The organism is Geminisphaera colitermitum TAV2, from assembly GCF_000171235.2.
Classification (GTDB): Bacteria; Verrucomicrobiota; Verrucomicrobiia; order Opitutales; family Opitutaceae; genus Geminisphaera; species Geminisphaera colitermitum.
In genome coordinates this window covers 77,213-96,964 of the sequence record NZ_ABEA03000091.1, presented here as the reverse complement: position 1 = coordinate 96,964, position 19,752 = coordinate 77,213, and the positions used below count along the sequence as shown (strand labels likewise).

Annotated in this window: 32 protein-coding genes; 7 read left to right on the top strand and 25 right to left on the bottom strand. The window is 49.2% G+C overall.

The features are described from left to right. Window positions 1-126: 126 nt before the first annotated feature. The 14 genes from OBACDRAFT_RS28120 to OBACDRAFT_RS09735 all read right to left on the bottom strand — a co-directional run bounded on the left by OBACDRAFT_RS28120 (window position 127) and on the right by OBACDRAFT_RS09735 (window position 9,246). Entirely contained in the window at window positions 127-501 is a 375-nt protein-coding gene (locus OBACDRAFT_RS28120) for a hypothetical protein (protein ID WP_157837005.1), read from the bottom strand. A gap of 118 nt (window positions 502-619) precedes the next feature. Continuing rightward, window positions 620-853, bottom strand: a complete 234-nt coding sequence (locus OBACDRAFT_RS09785) for a DUF7336 domain-containing protein (protein WP_043585108.1) — start codon at window positions 851-853, stop codon at window positions 620-622. Window positions 854-968: 115 nt separating this feature from the next. Beyond that, entirely contained in the window at window positions 969-1,400 is a 432-nt protein-coding gene (locus OBACDRAFT_RS28115) for a hypothetical protein (protein ID WP_157837004.1), read from the bottom strand. Between the two features lie 65 nt (window positions 1,401-1,465). Next, window positions 1,466-2,542: a hypothetical protein gene (locus tag OBACDRAFT_RS09780; protein ID WP_043585106.1), complete on the bottom strand. Its 1,077-nt coding sequence runs from the start codon at window positions 2,540-2,542 to the stop codon at window positions 1,466-1,468. Window positions 2,543-2,683: 141 nt separating this feature from the next. Beyond that, window positions 2,684-3,022, bottom strand: a complete 339-nt coding sequence (locus OBACDRAFT_RS09775; RefSeq protein WP_157837002.1) for a hypothetical protein — start codon at window positions 3,020-3,022, stop codon at window positions 2,684-2,686. Window positions 3,023-3,193: 171 nt separating this feature from the next. After that, window positions 3,194-3,700 (bottom strand): hypothetical protein, encoded by a 507-nt coding sequence (locus tag OBACDRAFT_RS09770; protein ID WP_043585102.1) that lies wholly within the window; start codon window positions 3,698-3,700, stop codon window positions 3,194-3,196. Between the two features lie 112 nt (window positions 3,701-3,812). Continuing rightward, window positions 3,813-4,205, bottom strand: coding sequence for a hypothetical protein (locus OBACDRAFT_RS28110; RefSeq protein WP_157837000.1), 393 nt, complete (start codon window positions 4,203-4,205; stop codon window positions 3,813-3,815). Window positions 4,206-4,323: 118 nt separating this feature from the next. Next, window positions 4,324-5,049, bottom strand: coding sequence for an SDR family NAD(P)-dependent oxidoreductase (locus OBACDRAFT_RS26425; RefSeq protein WP_081721941.1), 726 nt, complete (start codon window positions 5,047-5,049; stop codon window positions 4,324-4,326). A 97-nt stretch (window positions 5,050-5,146) separates the two neighbouring features. Continuing rightward, the gene (locus OBACDRAFT_RS09765) at window positions 5,147-5,524 is read right to left on the bottom strand and encodes a hypothetical protein (RefSeq protein WP_157836998.1); all 378 of its coding nucleotides are present in this window, start codon (window positions 5,522-5,524) and stop codon (window positions 5,147-5,149) included. Window positions 5,525-5,653: 129 nt separating this feature from the next. Then, entirely contained in the window at window positions 5,654-5,884 is a 231-nt protein-coding gene (locus OBACDRAFT_RS09760; protein ID WP_043585098.1) for a hypothetical protein, read from the bottom strand. Continuing rightward, complete coding sequence (locus OBACDRAFT_RS09755) at window positions 5,881-6,567, bottom strand: hypothetical protein (protein ID WP_157836997.1); 687 nt, start codon at window positions 6,565-6,567, stop codon at window positions 5,881-5,883. Before OBACDRAFT_RS09755 ends, OBACDRAFT_RS09760 begins: the two co-directional genes overlap by 4 nt. Before the next feature lie 122 nt (window positions 6,568-6,689). Further along, window positions 6,690-6,974 carry a hypothetical protein gene (locus OBACDRAFT_RS09750; RefSeq protein WP_043585168.1) on the bottom strand — a complete coding sequence of 95 codons (285 nt, stop codon included), beginning with the start codon at window positions 6,972-6,974 and terminating at the stop codon, window positions 6,690-6,692. Window positions 6,975-7,110: 136 nt separating this feature from the next. Next, window positions 7,111-8,385 (bottom strand): putative sensor domain DACNV-containing protein, encoded by a 1,275-nt coding sequence (locus OBACDRAFT_RS27525; RefSeq protein ID WP_157836996.1) that lies wholly within the window; start codon window positions 8,383-8,385, stop codon window positions 7,111-7,113. Window positions 8,386-8,574: 189 nt separating this feature from the next. Then, entirely contained in the window at window positions 8,575-9,246 is a 672-nt protein-coding gene (locus tag OBACDRAFT_RS09735; protein ID WP_043585091.1) for a hypothetical protein, read from the bottom strand. 28 nt (window positions 9,247-9,274) lie between these two features. Between OBACDRAFT_RS09735 and OBACDRAFT_RS28105 the strand changes: the two genes are divergently transcribed. Continuing rightward, entirely contained in the window at window positions 9,275-9,433 is a 159-nt protein-coding gene (locus OBACDRAFT_RS28105; RefSeq protein WP_157836982.1) for a hypothetical protein, read from the top strand. Between the two features lie 208 nt (window positions 9,434-9,641). Next, window positions 9,642-10,405 (top strand): IS5 family transposase gene (locus tag OBACDRAFT_RS26420; protein WP_088179262.1). Its coding sequence is split into 2 segments (ribosomal slippage): window positions 9,642-10,014 and window positions 10,014-10,405, totalling 765 coding nucleotides; the frame shifts between segments, so codons are not numbered across the junction. 9 nt (window positions 10,406-10,414) lie between these two features. On the opposite strand, the gene OBACDRAFT_RS09720 is transcribed toward OBACDRAFT_RS26420, so the two are convergent. Further along, window positions 10,415-10,729 (bottom strand): hypothetical protein, encoded by a 315-nt coding sequence (locus tag OBACDRAFT_RS09720; RefSeq protein WP_043585089.1) that lies wholly within the window; start codon window positions 10,727-10,729, stop codon window positions 10,415-10,417. Between the two features lie 28 nt (window positions 10,730-10,757). On the opposite strand from OBACDRAFT_RS09720, the gene OBACDRAFT_RS28100 reads away from it, so the two are divergent. After that, entirely contained in the window at window positions 10,758-10,895 is a 138-nt protein-coding gene (locus OBACDRAFT_RS28100) for a hypothetical protein (protein ID WP_157836986.1), read from the top strand. A 187-nt stretch (window positions 10,896-11,082) separates the two neighbouring features. On the opposite strand, the gene OBACDRAFT_RS26415 is transcribed toward OBACDRAFT_RS28100, so the two are convergent. From OBACDRAFT_RS26415 to OBACDRAFT_RS09700, 7 genes are all read right to left on the bottom strand, one after another. Next, on the bottom strand, window positions 11,083-11,289 hold the full coding sequence (locus OBACDRAFT_RS26415) for a hypothetical protein (protein ID WP_081721940.1): 207 nt from the start codon (window positions 11,287-11,289) through the stop codon (window positions 11,083-11,085). 135 nt (window positions 11,290-11,424) lie between these two features. Next, the gene (locus OBACDRAFT_RS28095) at window positions 11,425-11,832 is read right to left on the bottom strand and encodes a hypothetical protein (protein ID WP_157836994.1); all 408 of its coding nucleotides are present in this window, start codon (window positions 11,830-11,832) and stop codon (window positions 11,425-11,427) included. A 110-nt stretch (window positions 11,833-11,942) separates the two neighbouring features. Next, window positions 11,943-12,380: a hypothetical protein gene (locus OBACDRAFT_RS09715; protein ID WP_043585087.1), complete on the bottom strand. Its 438-nt coding sequence runs from the start codon at window positions 12,378-12,380 to the stop codon at window positions 11,943-11,945. Between the two features lie 355 nt (window positions 12,381-12,735). Next, complete coding sequence (locus tag OBACDRAFT_RS28085; RefSeq protein WP_157836990.1) at window positions 12,736-13,113, bottom strand: hypothetical protein; 378 nt, start codon at window positions 13,111-13,113, stop codon at window positions 12,736-12,738. 674 nt (window positions 13,114-13,787) lie between these two features. Further along, window positions 13,788-14,255, bottom strand: coding sequence for a hypothetical protein (locus OBACDRAFT_RS28080; RefSeq protein WP_157836988.1), 468 nt, complete (start codon window positions 14,253-14,255; stop codon window positions 13,788-13,790). Next, on the bottom strand, window positions 14,236-14,592 hold the full coding sequence (locus tag OBACDRAFT_RS09705) for a diacylglycerol kinase family protein (protein ID WP_043585083.1): 357 nt from the start codon (window positions 14,590-14,592) through the stop codon (window positions 14,236-14,238). Before OBACDRAFT_RS09705 ends, OBACDRAFT_RS28080 begins: the two co-directional genes overlap by 20 nt. A 103-nt stretch (window positions 14,593-14,695) precedes the next feature. Further along, entirely contained in the window at window positions 14,696-15,100 is a 405-nt protein-coding gene (locus OBACDRAFT_RS09700) for a hypothetical protein (RefSeq protein WP_043585081.1), read from the bottom strand. Between the two features lie 28 nt (window positions 15,101-15,128). On the opposite strand from OBACDRAFT_RS09700, the gene OBACDRAFT_RS28075 reads away from it, so the two are divergent. Further along, window positions 15,129-15,266 (top strand): hypothetical protein, encoded by a 138-nt coding sequence (locus OBACDRAFT_RS28075; RefSeq protein ID WP_157836986.1) that lies wholly within the window; start codon window positions 15,129-15,131, stop codon window positions 15,264-15,266. Window positions 15,267-15,422: 156 nt separating this feature from the next. Here the strand turns inward: OBACDRAFT_RS28075 and OBACDRAFT_RS28070 are convergent, their stop codons facing one another. Together OBACDRAFT_RS28070 and OBACDRAFT_RS28065 are read right to left on the bottom strand one after the other, a co-directional pair. Beyond that, on the bottom strand, window positions 15,423-15,746 hold the full coding sequence (locus tag OBACDRAFT_RS28070; RefSeq protein ID WP_157836984.1) for a hypothetical protein: 324 nt from the start codon (window positions 15,744-15,746) through the stop codon (window positions 15,423-15,425). A gap of 210 nt (window positions 15,747-15,956) precedes the next feature. Continuing rightward, the gene (locus OBACDRAFT_RS28065) at window positions 15,957-16,238 is read right to left on the bottom strand and encodes a hypothetical protein (protein ID WP_157836983.1); all 282 of its coding nucleotides are present in this window, start codon (window positions 16,236-16,238) and stop codon (window positions 15,957-15,959) included. A 28-nt stretch (window positions 16,239-16,266) separates the two neighbouring features. Here OBACDRAFT_RS28065 and OBACDRAFT_RS28060 point away from each other — a divergent pair, with 28 nt between their 5' ends. The 3 genes from OBACDRAFT_RS28060 to OBACDRAFT_RS09695 all read left to right on the top strand — a co-directional run bounded on the left by OBACDRAFT_RS28060 (window position 16,267) and on the right by OBACDRAFT_RS09695 (window position 17,421). Beyond that, window positions 16,267-16,425, top strand: a complete 159-nt coding sequence (locus tag OBACDRAFT_RS28060; RefSeq protein WP_157836982.1) for a hypothetical protein — start codon at window positions 16,267-16,269, stop codon at window positions 16,423-16,425. Window positions 16,426-16,519: 94 nt separating this feature from the next. Further along, the gene (locus OBACDRAFT_RS28055; RefSeq protein ID WP_157836982.1) at window positions 16,520-16,678 is read left to right on the top strand and encodes a hypothetical protein; all 159 of its coding nucleotides are present in this window, start codon (window positions 16,520-16,522) and stop codon (window positions 16,676-16,678) included. 563 nt (window positions 16,679-17,241) lie between these two features. Next, window positions 17,242-17,421, top strand: coding sequence for a tyrosine-type recombinase/integrase (locus OBACDRAFT_RS09695; RefSeq protein WP_081721947.1), 180 nt, complete (start codon window positions 17,242-17,244; stop codon window positions 17,419-17,421). A gap of 312 nt (window positions 17,422-17,733) precedes the next feature. Here the strand turns inward: OBACDRAFT_RS09695 and ilvD are convergent, their stop codons facing one another. Then, complete coding sequence (ilvD, locus tag OBACDRAFT_RS09690) at window positions 17,734-19,650, bottom strand: dihydroxy-acid dehydratase (RefSeq protein ID WP_052361611.1); 1,917 nt, start codon at window positions 19,648-19,650, stop codon at window positions 17,734-17,736. Window positions 19,651-19,752: the final 102 nt, after the last annotated feature.

The following is a 19,752-nucleotide window of genomic DNA, read 5'->3' as shown; positions in this document are numbered from 1 at the left end:
GTTAGGCCTCTTTATTCTTCTCGAATTGGCACAGGACTCTCAGAGAGTCGTAAGATATCATCTATGCTGCGCACCGGAAACAAATCACCATAACTTCCTATAATTACAACATGCCCATCTTGTAAATTAATAGAGAAACAAAAGATCTTTTTTTTTCTTATCATGCATTGGAATTACCGTCGGTTGTTGAAACATAACGCCAAGAGTTGTTTTAGATATTTCCAAGACAATTCCGTTCTCCTTTGGCATCATCATCCATCTTCCCATATGTTTATCCCAATCAGTTTTTGTATGAATAAGATGCTCGGGAGATTTTTCTGCATTCGTCCAAATAAAAAAACGATTTAACGGCTCGATTTTTTCTCCACAAATCAGATTTTCGGACGATAACACTAAAAACAATCTTCCAATAATATTCTCAAAGCTAGGTTTTTCATTGTTTTGGGCATAAATGCAGATTGGAAATATGAACAATATAATGAGAATGCTTTTAGGTTTCATGCTCGGTATTTTGCTTAACGTCCAAGCTCAGCCATGAAGGTAGTTGGCGCGGCTCGTGCGAAAGCACGAGACTTAACAGCTACCGGAATTGGCTGTATCACCTTGTTCGGCTCATTTTTCATTTCTGATTTCTGACGGTGACAAAACCAGATGTCCATTCATCTTGATTCAAGACATAGCGGTCAATGATAAATCCGTCTGGATGCTTTTTGAAGCCTGGGAGCTTCGACGACCGCGCCTGCGCTTCTTCTGCTGCTTTCCGGCTGGAGTATACTCCAATGAGCTTCGTGTCTTTTTCATCGGTGCTAATTTCATGCACGTGATAGAGCAAATAAACGGCTTTGGCTCTCATTTTATGTATAGCGACGAAAGCGTATCTTCTTCTGCCGAACGTCAAAGCTCAGCCACGGAGGTAGATGGCGCGACTCGTGCGTCAGCACGAGGCGTGATAGCTACTGGACGGCTTGTTAGGCTCCTTCTTCATTTTCTGTATAGCAATCAATGGGTAAATCGCACTCAAGTTCTGATAACATCCTTATCTCTTCACGGGAAAAACCAATCGCACACTGCGATCGACAAAAATAAGAAATATGCAGCCGAAACTCTTCGGCTCCCGCTGCACGTAACGCTTTCAGGTGTGGTGAAACTATACGATGCAGGTAAGCAATCTTTTCTTTTTCGACTTCGGGAACTTGGAAATCTGCTACTCCATAAGGAACGGGCCGATCTTTATAGCGGCCAAGCTTGCCGATAACCCCCGGATTATGGCTGGATGAGTATGGCGCAGTCACTCTCGATGGGTAGAATCGTTCGCCTTGGGCGATAAATGTCATTTGCTCGCGCTCGATCATATTTCTGCCTAACGTTATAGATGAGCCATGCGAGATGGCGAGTAACAAAAATCAAAATGCTTTACAAATACCTGCGTAGCAACAATCGCATTGGCTCCATCTACTGGTTGGGCTCATTCTTCCTTACATTTAAATTCTGAATACAGTTTAAGTAGTTCGGAAATCGCAGGGAGGCGCCCAAGCTCTTTCTCTATAGATTTTAACCTCTTGCAGATTCGTTTTCGACTCTGACTCGCAGCCTCTTCTTTAAATAAATCGGTTTTTGAATCGTCTTTTGCAAGGTTTTCCATTTTTGCCTTTTCCTCTTCCGCAATCTTTTTAAGAGCGGTCACTTGCTTAACGCTGATTGAAGCTGCAAGTGCTTCAGTCGAAACATTATTAAGTCCACTAAATGATCCATCTGAAGTAACGGATTGGTTTTTGTCACCTCCTTTTCTGAAGTGTAGGTATAGGCTTGATAAGGCAATAAACAGACTACTGATTAATTTCCAATCAATCTCTAGTGATTTACGCTCGGGCGTTTTCCCATCGAGCACTATGTTTATAGTATCGGCAAATAAAGTATTGTTACGGATTTCGAAATTCTTGAATTCTTGGGCAGAGGGCGCAGTCGCCAGAATCTTTGGGAAATCCTGATTTAGTATCGTCATGAGCCCATCTGAGATTAACTTCCTCTCATGGCTATCGCCTATGTCATCGTAAATATTTTTTATTTCCTTATTTAAGGCGATGAGTTCTTTTTTTAGGTGCTCAGACTTCCAATTTGCAGAAAAGGTGGAAAGACCCGCTAGTTTGATAATCAGGCGCTTAAGGCGACCTGGAACACCCAATCGAGCTTCCTTAGCATCAACTCGATACATGGGTCGCTCCGATGCAACTATGCCATCAACTACAATCGATCTCGAAAAATACTTCGAGCTTTCGTATGCTTGATCAACTGCCTCGCGAAAATTTGCGGACGAGAGCAGAAACGCAGCAAGACTTCCTAAAATAGTGCATTTAATTGTTAACGATCCACTCTCTACTTTGAGTTCATAGTTTACGTCCGCTTGGAAAAAATACGGCGATCTTAGTCTGATGCTAGCCTCGAGCATGCGCCTAATCTTGGCTTCGGCGTCAGAGGTAAGCTCATAATCCGCTATGTAAATGTAGGATTCGCTTAGAATCAGTTTATCTATATAGTTTGCCATTTTTGTTTTTAATTCTGCCAACGTTTAAGGTCAGACACGACCCGCACAGAATACTGGGTGGAATCGCATTGGTAAAGATAATCGAAGTCGTGGAGCTGCGGGTCGTTGTCTGTAGTGCCTAGTTGGGCTCCGTGGTTTTCATCATTCGATTTTAAAATAAGCTATCTGGTTTTCGCTTACCCAAAGTGAAATAATTCCTTCTTTATCGGTTTCTTGCGAGACCGCCTTCCAGATATAGCGCACTTCCGTTTCTGATATTTTTATTTTAGAAATATAATCCAATGTATAATTCGTCTTAAAATCTCTAGCCAGTAATTCTCTGGAATGCTCCAATATGATCACCTTGAAATCATCGGTTAGATGCGTGATTCTGCCGAATGTGGCGTAGTCTCGGGACTGTATAGCAGTAAGTGCATCTTTCAGTAAGGCAGTGGCTTCAGCTGGTGGCTCATCTGATTCGGACTGACTGTCGGCTGGCATGAAATAAAACATGCTGGCTGCGCCGACTAGGAGCGAAATAATGATGCCCACGCATAGCTTCATATTTTTGCCCAACATCGAAGATCAGCCACGGAGGTAGATGGCGCGACTCGTGCGACAGCACGAGGCGTGACAGCTACCGGAGTTGGCTGCATCGCCTTGTTGGGCCTTTTATTTTCCGGTCTTCTCTTTGAGATCATCCTTTTCGAGGGTCGCTTCGAACTTCCGCATCTGAGCCAGAACGCTATCCATGTCCGCGCGCCAGAATGTGCCATCCTCGAATCGGAGCTCCGAAACATAAACCACGCCCGTCCCATACTTCTTAAACAGGAAGGCAGCGTAGGGCGACTGAGTCCAAACACCATCAGTCTCCACTTTAGGCGCAAGCTCTTCGATGGAGACTCCGCCAAATCTTCCCATGAAATTGTTGAACGCATCGAAGGCCGCAATTCCGATCCTCAATGCCACAATTTTCTTCTCAGAAACGTTCGAATACTTGAGTGAGTGTTTGATGCGGTCCGAATGTGAGTCGTAGCGACCACGGGACTCCGGCTCAAAGACGGCTTCGTAGCTTGTGATCTTAAGCGGTGAACCCTTTTGCTCGAGAACGACTGCGGTTTCGGCGCTCGCTATGCTGGCCGCTGCAAGCGCGATTATGGTTAGTATGCTGGATTTCATAGGAAGAATTGCTTAGCCCAACGTTACAGCTGAGCCACGCGGAGCTGCAACGGTTAAATTGCAGGACAATCGTCCATCCGCGTTGGCTCTAACGACTGGTTCGCCTCTTTCTTCATCGAAACTCTCCGCCGCGCCACTTCCAAAATCCTATTGGCAAATCAAGCAAACAGGGGGAAATATCTATGCGCTCTAAAATCTTTCTTTCTCGGTCGCACACACGAACCGCCAATGCAAACTCTGCTGTATGGTTCGGGCCTGCTTCTGTGCGCCAGAAACCTTCTAGCAAATCCATAACATTGTGTAGCGCGGTATCAACTGCTTCGGAAACTGTCGTATCGTATGCTTCTTGTGTGGTCGGCAATGGCTTAGAAGCCGCAATCTTTAAGGCTTCCGCCCGGCAATGGCGCATGAAATAATATCCAAATACATAGGCGGCATCTTCTGCGCGGTCTCCTTGTGTAATCCGCCACTCTTCATAAGGTTTTGGAGTGCTCACGTTGCTCATCTTAGGCGAACGTCGAAGCTCACCTACGCCTACCCGCGTCACACTTCCTGCACGGGAGCGAAGCGACCAGCAGGAAGTGTGACGCGGGTAGGCGTTAGGTGCAGCGCCTTGTTAGCCATCACTTAAACATAAATGGAATCTTGGCTCCCGTCAGAAACGCCGCCCGATCAGAAACGAGAAATGAGATAATCTCAGCCACATCTTGGGGAGTGGTAGTCGATCTCCGATCCCATGCAGCGGCATGGTCAGACAAGGCAACTGCTTCTTCCAACGACGCAATCTCACCGACCGGTCCGGGGCAGACCAGATTCATCGTAATTCCCAACGCCCATAGTGATAGCCATGCTTGGTCAAAATATGCCGCTCTTGCTCCTTTCGCAGCGTTGTAGGCAAAAGCAGGAGAAGGTTTCGAGAGGTTTACGCCAATGCCAACAATGCGTCCGAAAGACCGGGACTTCATAATTGGGACTACCTGTTCTATCAGGTAGCAGATGGGAGCAAGTTCCGCATGACTGTCCGATAAAACATCGCTCCCGGATAACTTGTCCAACGAAGCAGGGTGCCAGCCTGCCCCTGGACCAATAACAAGAATATCGACCGTGCCAAATGCCTCAATAGTCCGTTCGACCAAACGGGTGCAGTCGTCAGCCACAGTAACGTCTGCTTTGCATGTGATGGCGTCTCCACCTCTTGAGGTAATCTGGTCAGCTACGCGAGCCGCATCTTTATCTGAGCTGCGATAGTTTACCACAATGCGAGCACCGTCTCGTGCAAGCGTCAATGCCGTGCTGCGGCCAATTCCTTTTCCCGCTGCACCAGTTACAATAGCAACTCGGTTTTTCATATTTTTTGCTAACGTTAAAGATGAGTCATGCGAGATAAGGAGTAACGAAAGCCAAGGATGCTTTCCGAAAACCAGCGTAGGAACAATCGCATTGGCTCTAGCGACTGGTTGGGCTTTTTCGTTTTAAGGCGAGCAAAGTGAAGCCTTGCTTTGAATCTTCGCTGGCGATCACGAGCACAGTGGAGGAAATGAGAATGCCGTCCTTCTCCACAACGCAGTCTTGGGGCACGAAAATCTCGAAGCCGCGAAGTTCATTCGGCGAAACGTAGAATCCGCGTGAGACGAGAAACCCATCCACGCGCCTTTCAGCCAGACGAATCGGAAATCGCAATCCTTCTTTCGGCAGCTCTCGCTTCGCAATAAGAGTCAAGAAGGCGCTGTAAGTGCCCGAAACCAACGTTTCTTCTTTTTCTTGGCACGCGATCATCGTCGCGCGGTAGCTCTTGTCGGCTGCGATTGCCCCCGACGTGATCAATAGGAGGAACAGTAGTCGGTGCATTTCTTTCGCCCAACGTCCAAACTGAGCGAGCCGGTTGCCTGGCGCGATCGGTGCCCGTGCGCAGCACGGAAATAGCACTGATCGTGACAGGCAACCGGCTTCGCTCTAGTGCTTTGTTAGCCTCCATATTTTTCCGTTCTTCTGCCTAAATGCGATGATTTTTTTTATGTCGAACGGTTCGTCGATCATCGCATCCTCTCCATTATAGATAGAAATATTCGGAATGATGCGACCGTCATCAAGGCATATATCTAATATCTGAGCCCCCATGCTGGTTTCCGGAATTTCAGCAAGCAAGTCTCTGATGTCAGATGATAGGTGAATACGCTGCTTCATCTTTCAGGAATAATAACGGGGCCGGTAACTGTGCCGCTTGGGCTTCCATCCACGAAGATAACCTCTACACCGCCGCCAGGTTCCCCATATGCTGGTTCGACTATGCCTCTTTTCAATTTTGTATTTCCAGGTGGCTTAATGGTGAATACCTTATTTGCTGGCGCTTTATTCTCAAGCGCATATCGTAATACTGCTTCGATACCTGTCCCCACATTTAATGCATCCTCGGCTGTGGTGGCGTATGTTCCAGCCGTGAGCCCCCTCATCGTGGTGACACGGAAATCGTTCGCATATGCGCTAAACCTTTTGAAAACTTCTCCGTGCGTAGTATAAGAATCTTCTGCATCTTTAGCACCTGCACGCTTCTCATTCACGGTCGACATCGAAAAGCTGTGCAGTCTTATTTTCCGAATACCACGAATTTCGCTAGCCGGTCGCTCAATAAGCGACGCACCAATTACCTTTAGTGCATTAAATCTGGCATTAAATAACAACTGTTCGTATTGGGCGAAGAGGTTCGGAATAGACTGCGCATCTGAAAATTTCAAAAACACCTCGCCGTTCAAGATTATGCCCTCTTCTGTTCCGTTTGAATTTAAACGGACGCTACCGACCTGATAGCCCATTCCGTATTCGGGAAGTCGGCTAAGCTGCGCTTTTAATTCGGGGCTTACGATGATCATGGTTTGTTTTTGGCTAACGTCAAAGATCAGCCATGTAGGTAGATGGCGCGTCTCGTGCGTCAGCACGAGGCGTGACAGCTACCGGAATTGGCTGCATCGCCTTGTTAGGCCCCATTTATTTTTTAGGGTGTTTTGAAGAATTCGATAGCATCTCGAATTGAGTCCACGAGCTTCGTATTACCGCTACTTACCGCCTGATGAAGGAGACCCGAAAGGATCGCATTGCGGGTGGCTTCGGGGATCACGCAGGGGCTCAGCACCGCGCGCGAAAGCGGATAATCGCTCCAGTGAACTCCGAGGGCCTTATCGCCTCCGTTGTTTTGATTCTTGTGGTCGTAGTGTCCGATAATGAGAACCAAGCCCTCATCATCGTATATTTGTTTTGGATTCTTCCAGTAAGATATCATGTTGTTTATTTGTTTCTGCCTAACGCTCAAACTGAGCCATGCGGTTGCTTGGCGCAGATCATGCCCGAACGAAGTGAGGAAAAAGCATGATCTGTGACAAGCAATCGCATTGGCTCCAGTGCTTTGTTGAGCAATTTTATATTCCAAACATACCCGAATTAATATCAGGCCAGAGAGAAACAGCAGCTCCGGTCCGCATAGTTGCTTTGACGCCTCCGTCGGATGATATAATAAACCCAACCGCCTCCTCGAACGTTGAGCAGAATCTAAAGGCGGATCTATGCCGTGTGCCGTAATCTGCAATCATCTTCTTTTTTCCATTCGGCAGCAAGACCTCGGTCAGATTCTGCGACTGCGCCAATACTTCGGCCCCGAATCCTAACACTCGAAAGCGGTCGGTGATTACAACTGCACCATCTACTCCAGTAAGCCCGGCTATAAACTTTACGGAGTCGGCGATTGCCTCTTCCAGGCTCTCCCTTCGGAAATCATGCATCGTCAGATCATTCAATCTATCTTTGGTAAGATCCATTCCATCTGAGAGTGGAAAGTATAGGTCATAGTATTGTCTATGCACCGCAACGGAGTCGACGAGAAGGCGCCAGACAACGTCGTAGCTCACCGGGTATTTAATGTTTATGCGGTCAAGCAGCCTGGTGTCGTTATGTTTGATGTAATCTGGGACAAAGAAAATGGTCCCACCATGGTCCTTTTCTCTTACATGAAACAGCAGTCGCTCTATGAAGAAATTATAATATCTATTCGGAAAGGATTCATCATGACCCTTCGGGTCATACTTCTCGGTCTTCAGGGCTTTTACCACGTCACTATGGAAACGTGTGGCGGCAGGCTCAAAAAAATCGGCAACACTACCGGACGTGAGTGCATCACGGCTTGGTTCAATAATAGTGCCATTACGCAAGTTCAGGTAAATCTCGCCTTGGGCGGAAATCGTTAACTGTCCGGGCCCTAAGCATGAAATAGTAACGAAATTTGGCGGTGGCATTCCGTGATTGGATTCATGATGCATAAAGTCCCACCATGAACTTCCGCTATTTAGTAGCCCCCAAATATACAGTGTTCGATCTCCTTTGACCTTCCTTTCGTAAACACATATCAATGCCTGGGTGACATCTAGGGCAGGAGCGATTCGTAAAAGCTCGGCGATCGAAAACGCACGAGGTGATTCGAATGTTATCGGTTGCCGCGCTTCATGTCCGGGCCTCGGATGGCCTACCCCCTTCAAATCATTTGGAGATACAAATAGTATACGAAAATGTAGCTTTCGCCCTTCCTCCGTTAAAAAGCTTGCATGATAACAGGTTTCAAGGAGCGCCAATAGTGTCGTCTCGTTGATCTTTGGAGGTATTTTAGTGTGTGGAGATCGAGATACTCTTAGTTTTTCGATCAAGGGTTTTACGATAGTAGGAGGGTATATCATAGAGTTGTGCCTAGCGGGCTAGTTTGGTTTGAAGTCGGTTTGCCTTGGTTTTCGTGCCCAACGTCCAAGATGAGCCATTACCTATGCTGGCGCGGAGCGTGCGCAGCACGATCCGTGACAGCGTAGGTAATTGGCTCTGGCGCTTGGTTGGGCTCTTTCTTAATAGAGTTCATAAACGGCTGCGAACTCCTCGTAAGCGTCGAGAAGGATATGGAAATAACTGTCGGCAAGAGAACAGCCCTTCGGATATTCAAGAAGGAGTCGACCTACGCTTAAGCCCTTCATCTCTGTGCTGGGAACACCAAGCGAAGCCGCAAGCTTGCTTATCGAAGTCGACGCCGTCGCCGGATCATGCGCCACACGATTCCGAAGCTCGTGAGCCACGGTCAAAGTCTCAAACAAGATATCTCCGAGTGCCTTTCTCAGATCTCCGAAAAGAGACTCTTTCGTGAGCAGGTTCTTTCCGCGAATCGCTAGTCGCTCAGGGATAGCCCAGCCGAAAATTCCTTTCGTGCCACGATCGGCATTCCCGACCACGAACTCGCTACGTGTGGTCGTAATCTTATACCACCTGCAGACATCATATTGAAATGCGAGGTAGGCGAATGACTCAAATTTCGCAGACACTTCAAGGAAGATGAAAGCGATGATCTCTCTTCGATCTGTCGGAGGAATCATCGTAGTAACTCCAGCGACCTTTTCATAACGCCCATGCTGCACGAGCGATTCGCTAAGCGCTCGTGCGCGTTGCAACGCTTCGCGGAAGTCAGCGAGATAACGGCGTTTTGTCGTGATGGTCATTTTCTTTGCCCAACGTCCGAGATGAGCCATGCGAGATGGCGAGTAACGAAAATCAAAAATGCTTTACGAATACCTGCGTAGCAACAATCGCATTGGCTCTGGCGTCTTGTTCGGTGGTTTGTTTTTCTTTTCTTATTACCAGCGACTTTCGCTTGCCGATTTGCTTCTTTTTCAGGCTGACGGTTTTTTGCGGTGCCTCTCAGTTTTTTCAGGCTGACGGTTTTAGTTTTTAATATATCGCCTCCCCCCCCCCCCCCCCTCTTACCGAACGTTAGAGATGAGCCATGCGAGATGGCGAGTAACGAAAATCAAAAATACTTTCCGAAAATCTGCGTAGCAACAATCGCATTGGCTCCAGCGCCTTGTTAGGGAGTGTAGTCACGAGATAAGATTGACTGAGTTTTTTTGTGATGGAGAATGTCAGCATGGCGAAAGATCAACACCGTCACGACATTTCGGACCGAGTTTGGAGCGTTCTGGAGCCGCTGCTACCTGGAAGGAAAGGAGCGTGGGGAGGGGTGGCGGAGGACAACCGCAAGTTCCTCAACGCGGTTCTGTGGATTTTACGCACTGGTGCGCCTTGGAGGGATCTTCCAGAGGATTACGGAGGGTGGAGCAACACGCACAGGCGTTTTTGTCGCTGGAGAGACAAGGGGCATTGGGAGCGCCTGTTGTCGGAACTGATGAACGAGCCCGATTTTGAGTGGCTGATGATTGATGCCAGTCATGTCAAAATCCATCCGCATGCAGCGGGAGCCAGAGGTGGAAACGAGGCGATCGGTCTGACAAAAGGGGGCGAAACACCAAACTACATTTGGCCGTGGATGCGCATGGTATGCCGGTGCGAGTCATTGTTACAGCGGGTTCCACGGCTGATTGCACACAGGCTGGCAGGTTGATTGAAGGCATTGCCGCAGACCATCTGATCGCCGACAAGGGATATGACACCAACGCCATCATCGAAATGGCGCAGGCCGCAGGCATCTGCCCGCAGATTCCTCCAAAGACCAATCGCATAGAACAACGCGAATATGACCCTTATCTTTATCGGATCAGGCATCTGGTAGAAAATGCATTCCTACGACTCAAGCAATGGCGCGGCATCGCAACCCGATACGCAAAACGAGCCTCCTCTTTCCTCGCTGCCGTCCAATTCAGGTGTGCCATCCTCTGGGCTTCAATCTCGTGACTACACGCTCTAGGCGACTTCCTTATTTTTTTGTTTCGTTTTCCGATCATTCCACAACGCATACGCTGCGACTGCAATCGTCAGGGCGGGCGGTAACCAAGAAACCCACGAATTTGTGAATCTTTCTTCCGTTCGTTCGGCGACCTCTGCGATCTCTTGATCGGTTAATTTTTCTCTGGCGCTTTGGGGCAGCGTAAGACCTCGATAATAGGCATGAGTGAGGATGTTCTCGGCATATAGCGAAAGCGTCCATATAATGGCGATGAATATGATAGTTCGGAGGGCGTTTTGCATATCTTCTGCCGAACGTCCGAGATGAGCCATGCGAGATGGCGAGTAACGAAAATCAAAAATGCTTTACGAATACCTGCGTAGCAACAATCGCATTGGCTCTGGCGTCTTGTTCGGTGGTTTGTTTTTCTTTTCTTATTACCAGCGACTTTCGCTTGCCGATTTGCTTCTTTTTCAGGCTGACGGTTTTAGTTTTTAATATATCGCCTCCCCCCCCCCCCTCTTACCGAACGTCAAAGCTCAGCCATGGAGGTAGTTGGCGCGCAGCCTGCGTTAGCAGGATGCGTGACAACTACCGGAATTGGCTGCAGCGCCTTGTTAGGCCGGTTTGGTTTTTTCTTCTGGTTTTTCTCTCTTCGCTTTCGTTTGCGCTTTATTAGACTCATTCACTCCCTATGCGCGTGCTCTTTGATAATGCGCGCAATCTTCGCATTGAGCTTGGCTTGCTCATCTGCAAATTTCGCCTGCTCCTTTTCAAATCTTGCCTGCTGTGCTCGTAATGCCTGTGCTCCTTGTGGATCAAAGCGATCACCGACATAATTTGCCGGATTTTCTTCCGGAAAATCCTCGAAATAATCATACCATTCGCTCATTTTGTGCGCCTTTGTTGATGTTGCTTTTGTAGTGTTCTTTTTGCCTAACGTCGAAGATCAGCCATGGAGGTAGATGGCGCGGCTCGTGCGTAAGCACGAGGCGTGACAGCTACCGGAATTGGCTGCATCGCCTTGTTAGGCTCCTTTCTTTTCTGGTTTTCGATTGAAAAATGATGCTGTAAGGAAGGTAAATAATCCCGGAATTAAAATAAATAGAGCTACTCCTAAGGATGACAATAGGGGCTCACTCCAATATGTGACGATGCCGACTGCCAGAATAAGTGCAGCTATGGCTGGAGAAATGACATTACATGGACGCCGCCAGATTGGACTATCGGCGCTGCACAAAAGATAAAGTATGAGAAATCCTATGTTTGCCGCAGTGGCGAAATGGGTGGCCGCGCGAATACAGCGGATCACAACACGGAAGGCGTGGGTAAAGCTTAGCTGGAAAAGGGAGATTGCCAGATAGAATATGAGCCAGCCTACAGCTAGTGCGATCATGCCTTTTAACAATTTTAGAATCCAGTATCTTGTCTTCATTTTGCCTAACGTTAGAGATGAGCCATGCGAGATGGCGAGTGACGAAAATCAAAAGCCTTTACGACTACTTGCGTAGCAACAATCGCATTGGCTCTAGCGCCTTGTTAGGCTCACTTTTCATTTTCTGATAGCTTCTTAGCGACGGAATCTGCTACTGGCTTCCAATCTCCATAGTTCGATGATCCATCACGATAGCCGGATAAAAACCTTTTCTTTGCGTTTGTGGCGTATTCTTCAATTGCCTCCACTCCTCTTTCTTTTAATAATGATTCAATTCTCATGATCGTCATGGTCTCAAATAAACCTTTAAGGGAAAGCTCTGTGACCGCATTTTTACTAAAACCGCGCATTTGCTCCATCAGCATCCGAAAATCATCCTTAGTAAGTTTCTGGAATTCCTCCTTAAAATCTTCAGAAATGACCTCAGAAATGGCATCATGTATCTTCGATACTTTTTTGGCTTCGCTGTGCCCCCATAGACGACCGATCGCTAGACTTACCAAAATAAGGAGAACCGAAAGAATTACTGTAAGAATTTTCTTTTTCATGTTTTTTGCCTAACGTCCGAGATGAGCCATGCGAGATGGCGAGTAACGAAAACCAAAAATGCTTTACAAATACCTGCGTAGCAACAATCGCATTGGCTCTGGCGTCTTGTTCGGTGGTTTGTTTTTCTTTTCTTATTACCAGCGACTTTCGCTTGCCGATTTGCTTCTTTTTCAGGCTGACGGTTTTTTGCGGTGCCTCTCAGTTTTTTCAGGCTGACGGTTTTAGTTTTTAATATATCGCCTCCCCCCCCCTCTTACCGAACGTTAAAGATGAGCCATGGAAGTAGATGGCGCGCAGCCTGCGCAAGCAGGATGCGTGACAGCTACTGGAATTGGCTCTAGCGCCTTGTTAGGCTCAGTCTTCATTCCTTCTTTTTAAAATGACCTTGCCAGCCCAATTTGCTTTTAACGTGTCATGATCTATAATTTGTATTTCTGGCGGATCATATAAAACTCCATCCTGATTATTTTTAAGATAAAAAACAATATTTCTTCCTTCAATTCGATAATTATGCGTAGAATCATCTTTCAATTGGCTTCCTGTAGAATCAACGAGATAAATCGCAGCACTACCTTCGGAGCGGAAGTTAACCTCAAGATAAACCGAAGGGTTACGATTATCTGCAACGGGCCGAATTGATTTAAATACCCCATCAATACTGTGAATCTCTTCTTGCCGCGCACAACTACCAGTCAACATGACCATCATTATTACTAACAGTTTATAGAACATTTTTTTACCTAACGTCGAAGGTCAGCCACGGAGGTAGATGGCGCGGGCTGTGCGACAGCACAGGCCGTGACAGCTACCGGAGTTGGCTCCATCGCTTTGTTAGACTTAGTTTTCTTTTCGCTAATTCATAAGCTGTAATTCCACTTATCAAGAGTATACCAGCAAACCAGAAGGGAGCAGCTATCAATAATAGGCGGCGGCGGTGCCCACTCTCCCATTCGTAGTGCTGCCGCTCCCACCAGAAACCGAGGCGGTTCCAACGGCTAGCGATCAGCCATCCCCATGAACTTCCTTCTACGTAAGGCTCGCTCTTCCAGTCGATGTCCCAATCTGGCCCACGGGGGGAGGTGAGGTCGCGGAACATCTCGTCGATGGGCTGGCTATCAAACCAGAACCACAAACGGAAGCCGTGAGGACCCCAGCCAACCTTGAAACTCCTGTCTATCGTCACGAGCGACTGAGACACTTCCGTGCGGCTGATTTCCAGCGACTCGTCGAGAACGCGGCTCCTTAAGTGGAGGTGAACAAGTGACCCGGCCACCAGCGCGAAAGTGATTACCCGGAGCCTCATTGTATTTTCTCTGCCGAACGTCGAAGATGAGCCATGCGAGTCTGTGACCCACAAACACTAAAAATTCTTTGCGAATACTTGCGTAACTTCGATCTCATTGGCTCTAGCGCCTTGTCAGGCTCCGTTCTTTATATGAATATGTTCCGTTTGGACCAATATCATCGTCATATTTTCGAACAATAGTGAAAGTTCGTTTTTCCCTATCCAAGTTAATCTCTTTAATCTGAGAACTCACATTACTCTCTTCTGGAACATCGTTAAATTTTTCATATACTCTAAACTCTCCTTTGATGTATTTTTCTTTCACGCCGTCCAATTCAAAGCGATAATTAACACTCAATCGTCCTACCTTCGCAAAGCAGGGTGCAATAATAATCCCTGTTTTGGAACGAGTAAAATTAAATTCTGTTTCGGAGGATTGCCGAAATTTTGTCGAAGTGACACATCCGGTTAATGAGATTGCCAGCAATATCAAGAATATCGTTTTCATATTTTTGCCTAACGTTAAAGATAGGCCATTACCTATATTGGCACCTGATTGGGCGGTTTGGTCATGAGCGTCCAAAAACATAAGGTGCGAAAATCAGGATTCCAATCGTCGCCGCTCCGATAGCGGCAGCGAGAACTGAAAATGCAGCGATGTCCTTCGCGTGCTTGATTCGCTCGCGCCACTCAAGGCTTACTTCATCTGCTAGAAACTCGAGTGCGGTATTCATCGCTTCAGAAAGCCAGATGATGGAAATAGAGAACACAATGAGTGCCCACTCAAGACTCGTGATGTGATAGAGGAACCCAAGGGAAACTGTGACGACGGTGGCGACCACGTGGAACCTAGCGTGTGGTTGTGTCGCGATGAGTGTGCGCGCTCCGTGGAAAGCGTGTTTAAAGGCCTCGATTCGCGCTTTCATGTATCGGCTTGCCCAACGTTAAAGATCAGCCATGAAGATGGATGGCGCGACACGTGCAAAAGCACGTGGCGTGACAGCTACCGGAATTGGCTGCATCGCCTTGTTAGGCTTCTCCTTCTTTTTCATTCTTTTTCTTTCTGAATGCAAGCCAAGCCATCACCAGCGGGAAAACCAACGTGAGAGCAAAAAAGGCCTTCAGTCTATCATTATCGACGGCGCTAGAAAATGCCTCGCCGAAAGCCAAAAATAAGTGAAGACCTCCACAAATAGCACCAATAAGGACCGTGGAGAGAATAATCCAAATCGTAAGGCCGGTAGGTCCCATACCGGTTTTCATGAATCGGGAAAGCAACCAAGCGAACGGAGTTGTAATCAGAAGCCATGCGATGGCCCAAGAGGCAATATCGAATACAAGCCAGCGGAGGCACTCCGCTAGTGCTTGAAAAACCAACTCAGTATTCGATGCTGTTCCCATGTTTGTTTCTGCCGAACGTCCGAGATGAGCCATGCGAGATGGCGAGTAACGAAAATCAAAAATGCTTTACGAATACCTGCGTAGCAACAATCGCATTGGCTCTGGCGTCTTGTTCGGTGGTTTGTTTTTCTTTTCTTATTACCAGCGACTTTCGCTTGCCGATTTGCTTCTTTTTCAGGCTGACGGTTTTAGTTTTTAATATATCGCCTCCCCCCCCCCCCTCTTACCGAACGTTAGAGATCAGCCATGCGAGATGGCGAATAACGAAAATCAAAGAACCTTTGCGAATACTTGCGTAGGAACAATCGCATTGGCTGCATCGCCTTGTTAGGCTCCGTTCTTCTTTTCTTGAATTTTATATTCCTCCACCTCGCAAAAATTCCCATATTGCAGATGGAACACGGAACACCCAAGGCGCTATGAAACCTAGAAAAATAGGTGATGCAATATTTCTAGATCCCTCCCTTTCTCTGTTGTATATGAACGAGAAGATCCCTCCGAACAGGGTTCCCGCACAAATCAAACCAATAATTGCGGCACCGACATTCCATTCTTCCCTTATGCTCGGAATATATATGGCTACGATACGGAACAGGAGATAGCCAACAGCAAGGGATATTCCAAAAACCAAACAGGTTTTCGAAAAGCTATCTTTGGATTTGTAGTGATTGGCATCCATGTTATTGCCTAACGTCAAAGATGAGCCGCGTGGCTGCAAACAAAAAAGGGGAATCGCTTTCTCAAAAATATCACGAACAACGTGGCGCCAGCCACGTTGGCTCCAGCGCCTTGTTCGGCAGTTTGTCTTCTTTTCTTTTTCAGGCTGACGGGGGGGGGAGGGATAATAATATACTACAACTCCGCCACCTGATCTTCTTTTCCGTGCCTCTCAGCTTTGCCGAACGTCCGAGATGAGCCATGCGAGATGGCGAGTAACGAAAATCAAAAATGCTTTACGAATACCTGCGTAGCAACAATCGCATTGGCTCTGGCGTCTTGTTCGGTGGTTTGTTTTTCTTTTCTTATTACCAGCGACTTTCGCTTGCCGATTTGCTTCTTTTTCAGGCTGACGGTTTTTTGCGGTGCCTCTCAGTTTTTTCAGGCTGACGGTTTTAGTTTTTAATATATCGCCTCCCCCCCCCCCTCTTACCGAACGTCCGAGATGAGCCATGCGAGATGGCGAGTAACGAAAATCAAAAATGCTTTACGAATACCTGCGTAGCAACAATCGCATTGGCTCTGGCGTCTTGTTCGGTGGTTTGTTTTTCTTTTCTTATTACCAGCGACTTTCGCTTGCCGATTTGCTTCTTTTTCAGGCTGACGGTTTTTTGCGGTGCCTCTCAGTTTTTTCAGGCTGACGGTTTTAGTTTTTAATATATCGCCTCCCCCCCCCCCCCTCTTACCGAACGTCCGAGATGAGCCATGCGAGATGGCGAGTAACGAAAATCAAAAATGCTTTACGAATACCTGCGTAGCAACAATCGCATTGGCTCTGGCGTCTTGTTCGGTGGTTTGTTTTTCTTTTCTTATTACCAGCGACTTTCGCTTGCCGATTTGCTTCTTTTTCAGGCTGACGGTTTTTTGCGGTGCCTCTCAGTTTTTTCAGGCTGACGGTTTTAGTTTTTAATATATCGCCTCCCCCCCCCCCCTCTTACCGAACAGTGTTATTATCCTGCACTGAGTGCAGGAGTGGAGGAGGTGTCGGAAGTGGGTTTAAAATCGCTTAAGTTGTTCATGGGACGCTCTCATTTTGTCTGAGTGCTGTATTTCTGGATTGATATGTGATCCGAAAAAGCTGCACTGGATTGATGGCAGGCAAATGGGATAATGAACAGATGGCAATTTCTTTTCCGCAATGGAATGATTGTCTGACTTCATCGGATTGGGACGAAATAACCAAATCGAAGATGCGACAGGCAATTATTGGCTTTTTGCGGTGGTGCAAACAAAGGCAAACTTTTGTATGCGTGGCATCAATCAAGGTTTTAGGAGGCCCTAAAAATTCATTTTTGCACAGAAGGTAACCAAGAAAACAAAGATAAAGGCAGGGAGCATAATGTGTTTTAGTTTATTTATTTTCAATGGGTTGTTGAGAACAAACATTTCATCTCAATTGGTTTTCTTCGTTACCTTCTGTGCAATTTTTAGAGGTTCCGGAGGGGACGCCGAGGTTGATGGCGGAGCTGGCTTACGGGAGCGGGTTGCGGTTGATGGAATTATTGCGGTTGAGGGTCCATCATCTGGATTTGGAACGGGGGCAGATCAAGGTTTACTCGGGAAAGGGGGACAAGGATCGAATGACGGTTCTGCCGTCCCGCCTGACGGCGGGGGTGCGCTCGCCTTTGGATGGTTGAGGAGGGGGGAGGGGGGGGGGAGGACGAAATATGAATTGAGATTTGTGCGAGCTTCGCCCTGTCACGTCCCGAGGATGACGTGCTGGAGGCGGGTGCTTGGGTATGTGCAGGCTGACACTGAGGACGCGGTTTCGCGGCGATGCTGAGTGGAGGAATTTTGAGGGATCGCGTGCGCTGGGAGGTGAAGCGGGTGGTTTGCTTAATTGCGCATGAAACTGGATTATGACCGTCGGGTGACAAGTCATCTTTATGGGATGCAAACAAAAATTTGCGCGGAACAGGCTGTATGCGGGCGGGACGCCCGCGCCACTTTTATTCCAGCACCCGCACGCCGCCCAGGTCGGCGCTGGCGACCATGCTGGCGTAGGCTCGGAGGGATTTGGGGACGATGCGGTCGCGGATGGGCTTGTAGGCGAGTTTGCCCTTGGCTTTCTCGGCGTCGCGGCGGGCGTCGAGTTCGGCGGCGGTGAGGCGGACGTTGATCGCGCGGGCGGGGATGTCTATCTCTATGATGTCGCCGTCGCGGACGAGGGCGATGTCGCCGCCGGAGGCGGCTTCGGGAGAGATGTGTCCGATGGAGAGGCCGGAGGTGCCGCCGGAAAAGCGTCCGTCGGTGATGAGGGCGCAGGCTTTGCCGAGGTGCTTGGATTTGATGTAACTGGTGGGATACAACATTTCCTGCATTCCGGGGCCGCCCTTGGGGCCTTCGTAGGTGATGACAACGACGTCGCCCGCCTTCACTTGGTCGAGGAGGATGCTTTGCACGGCGGCGTCCTGGGAGTGGAAGACTTTGGCCGGGCCGGTGAACTTGTGGATGCTGGCGTCAACGCCGGCGGTTTTCACGACGCAACCTTTTTGGGCGATGTTGCCCTTGAGGACGGCAAGGCCGCCATCCTTGGAGTAGGCGTGGGCGATGTCGCGGATGCAACCGGCGGCGCGGTCGGTGTCGAGCGTGGCGTAGGCGGCGTCCTGCGAGCCGAGGGTGAGGTTGAAGCGGTTGCCGGGGGCGCTGCTGAAAATGCGGTGCGCCTCGTCTTGTGTTGCAGCGGCGTTTTCCTCACGCGGAGACGCGGAGGCGCGGAGATTTTTTTGGATACTGTATTTTTGAATGGCAGCGCCAAGCGTCAGGCTGTCCACGCGTGGCAGGGAGGTGTCAACGAGATCGGCTTTGGCGAGTTCGCCGAGGATGCCGAGGATGCCGCCGGCACGGTTGACGTCCTGCATGAAGTATTTGTCGGAGTTGGGGGCGACTTTGCACAGGCAGGGGACGCGACGGGAGAGGGCGTCAATGTCGGCCATCGTGAAGTCCACGCCGGCCTCGGAGGCGATGGCAAGGAGGTGGAGGATGGTGTTGGTGGAGCCGCCCATCGCGATGTCGAGCGCCATGGCGTTGAGGAACGCGGGGCGGGTGGCGATGGAGCGGGGGAGCACGGTGGTGTCGCCGTCGCGGTAGTGGCGGCGGGCGTTTTCGACGATGAGGCGGGCGGCGTCCTGGAAGAGGCGGGTGCGGTTTTTGTGGGTTGCGACAATGGTGCCGTTGCCGGGGAGCGCCAGGCCAATGGCCTCGTTGAGGCAGTTCATGGAGTTGGCCGTGAACATGCCCGAGCAGGAGCCGCAGGTGGGACAGGCGTTTTGCTCGACGGTGAGCAGGTCGGCGTCGGACACGGAGGCGTCGGCGGCCTTGACCATCGCGTGGATGAGGTCGAGGCCGCGTCCGTCGGGGGCCAGGCCGGCTTCCATGGGGCCGCCGGAGACGAAGACGGCGGGGATGTTGAGGCGCATGGCGGCCATCAACATGCCGGGGGTGATTTTGTCGCAGTTGGAGATGCAGATCATGGCGTCGGCCTTGTGGGCGTTGACCATGTATTCGACGCTGTCGGCGATGAGGTCGCGCGAGGGGAGCGAGTAGAGCATGCCGTCGTGGCCCATCGCGATGCCGTCATCAATGGCGATGGTGTTGAACTCGGCGGCGAAACAGCCTTGCGCCTCGATTTCGCGTTTCACGGCCTGCCCGATTCCGTGGAGGTGGGTGTGGCCGGGCACGAATTGGGTGAAGGAGTTGACGATGGCGATGAGGGGCTGGCCGAATTGGGCGTCCTTCATGCCGTTGGCACGCCAGAGGGCGCGGGCTCCGGCCATGCGCCGGCCTTCGGTGCTGATGGAACTGCGAAGCGGGATTTTTGCGGAAAGGGCGGCGGCGGTGGTGGCGGCGGGTGTTTGAGTGCTCATGGCGCGATGGTTTGATGGGTGGTGTTCTGCGAAAGGATATTTCCTACCTGGTAGGGAGGCCTCTCCGAGGCCTCCGCCGTGCGTGGTGTGAGGAGGCGAAAT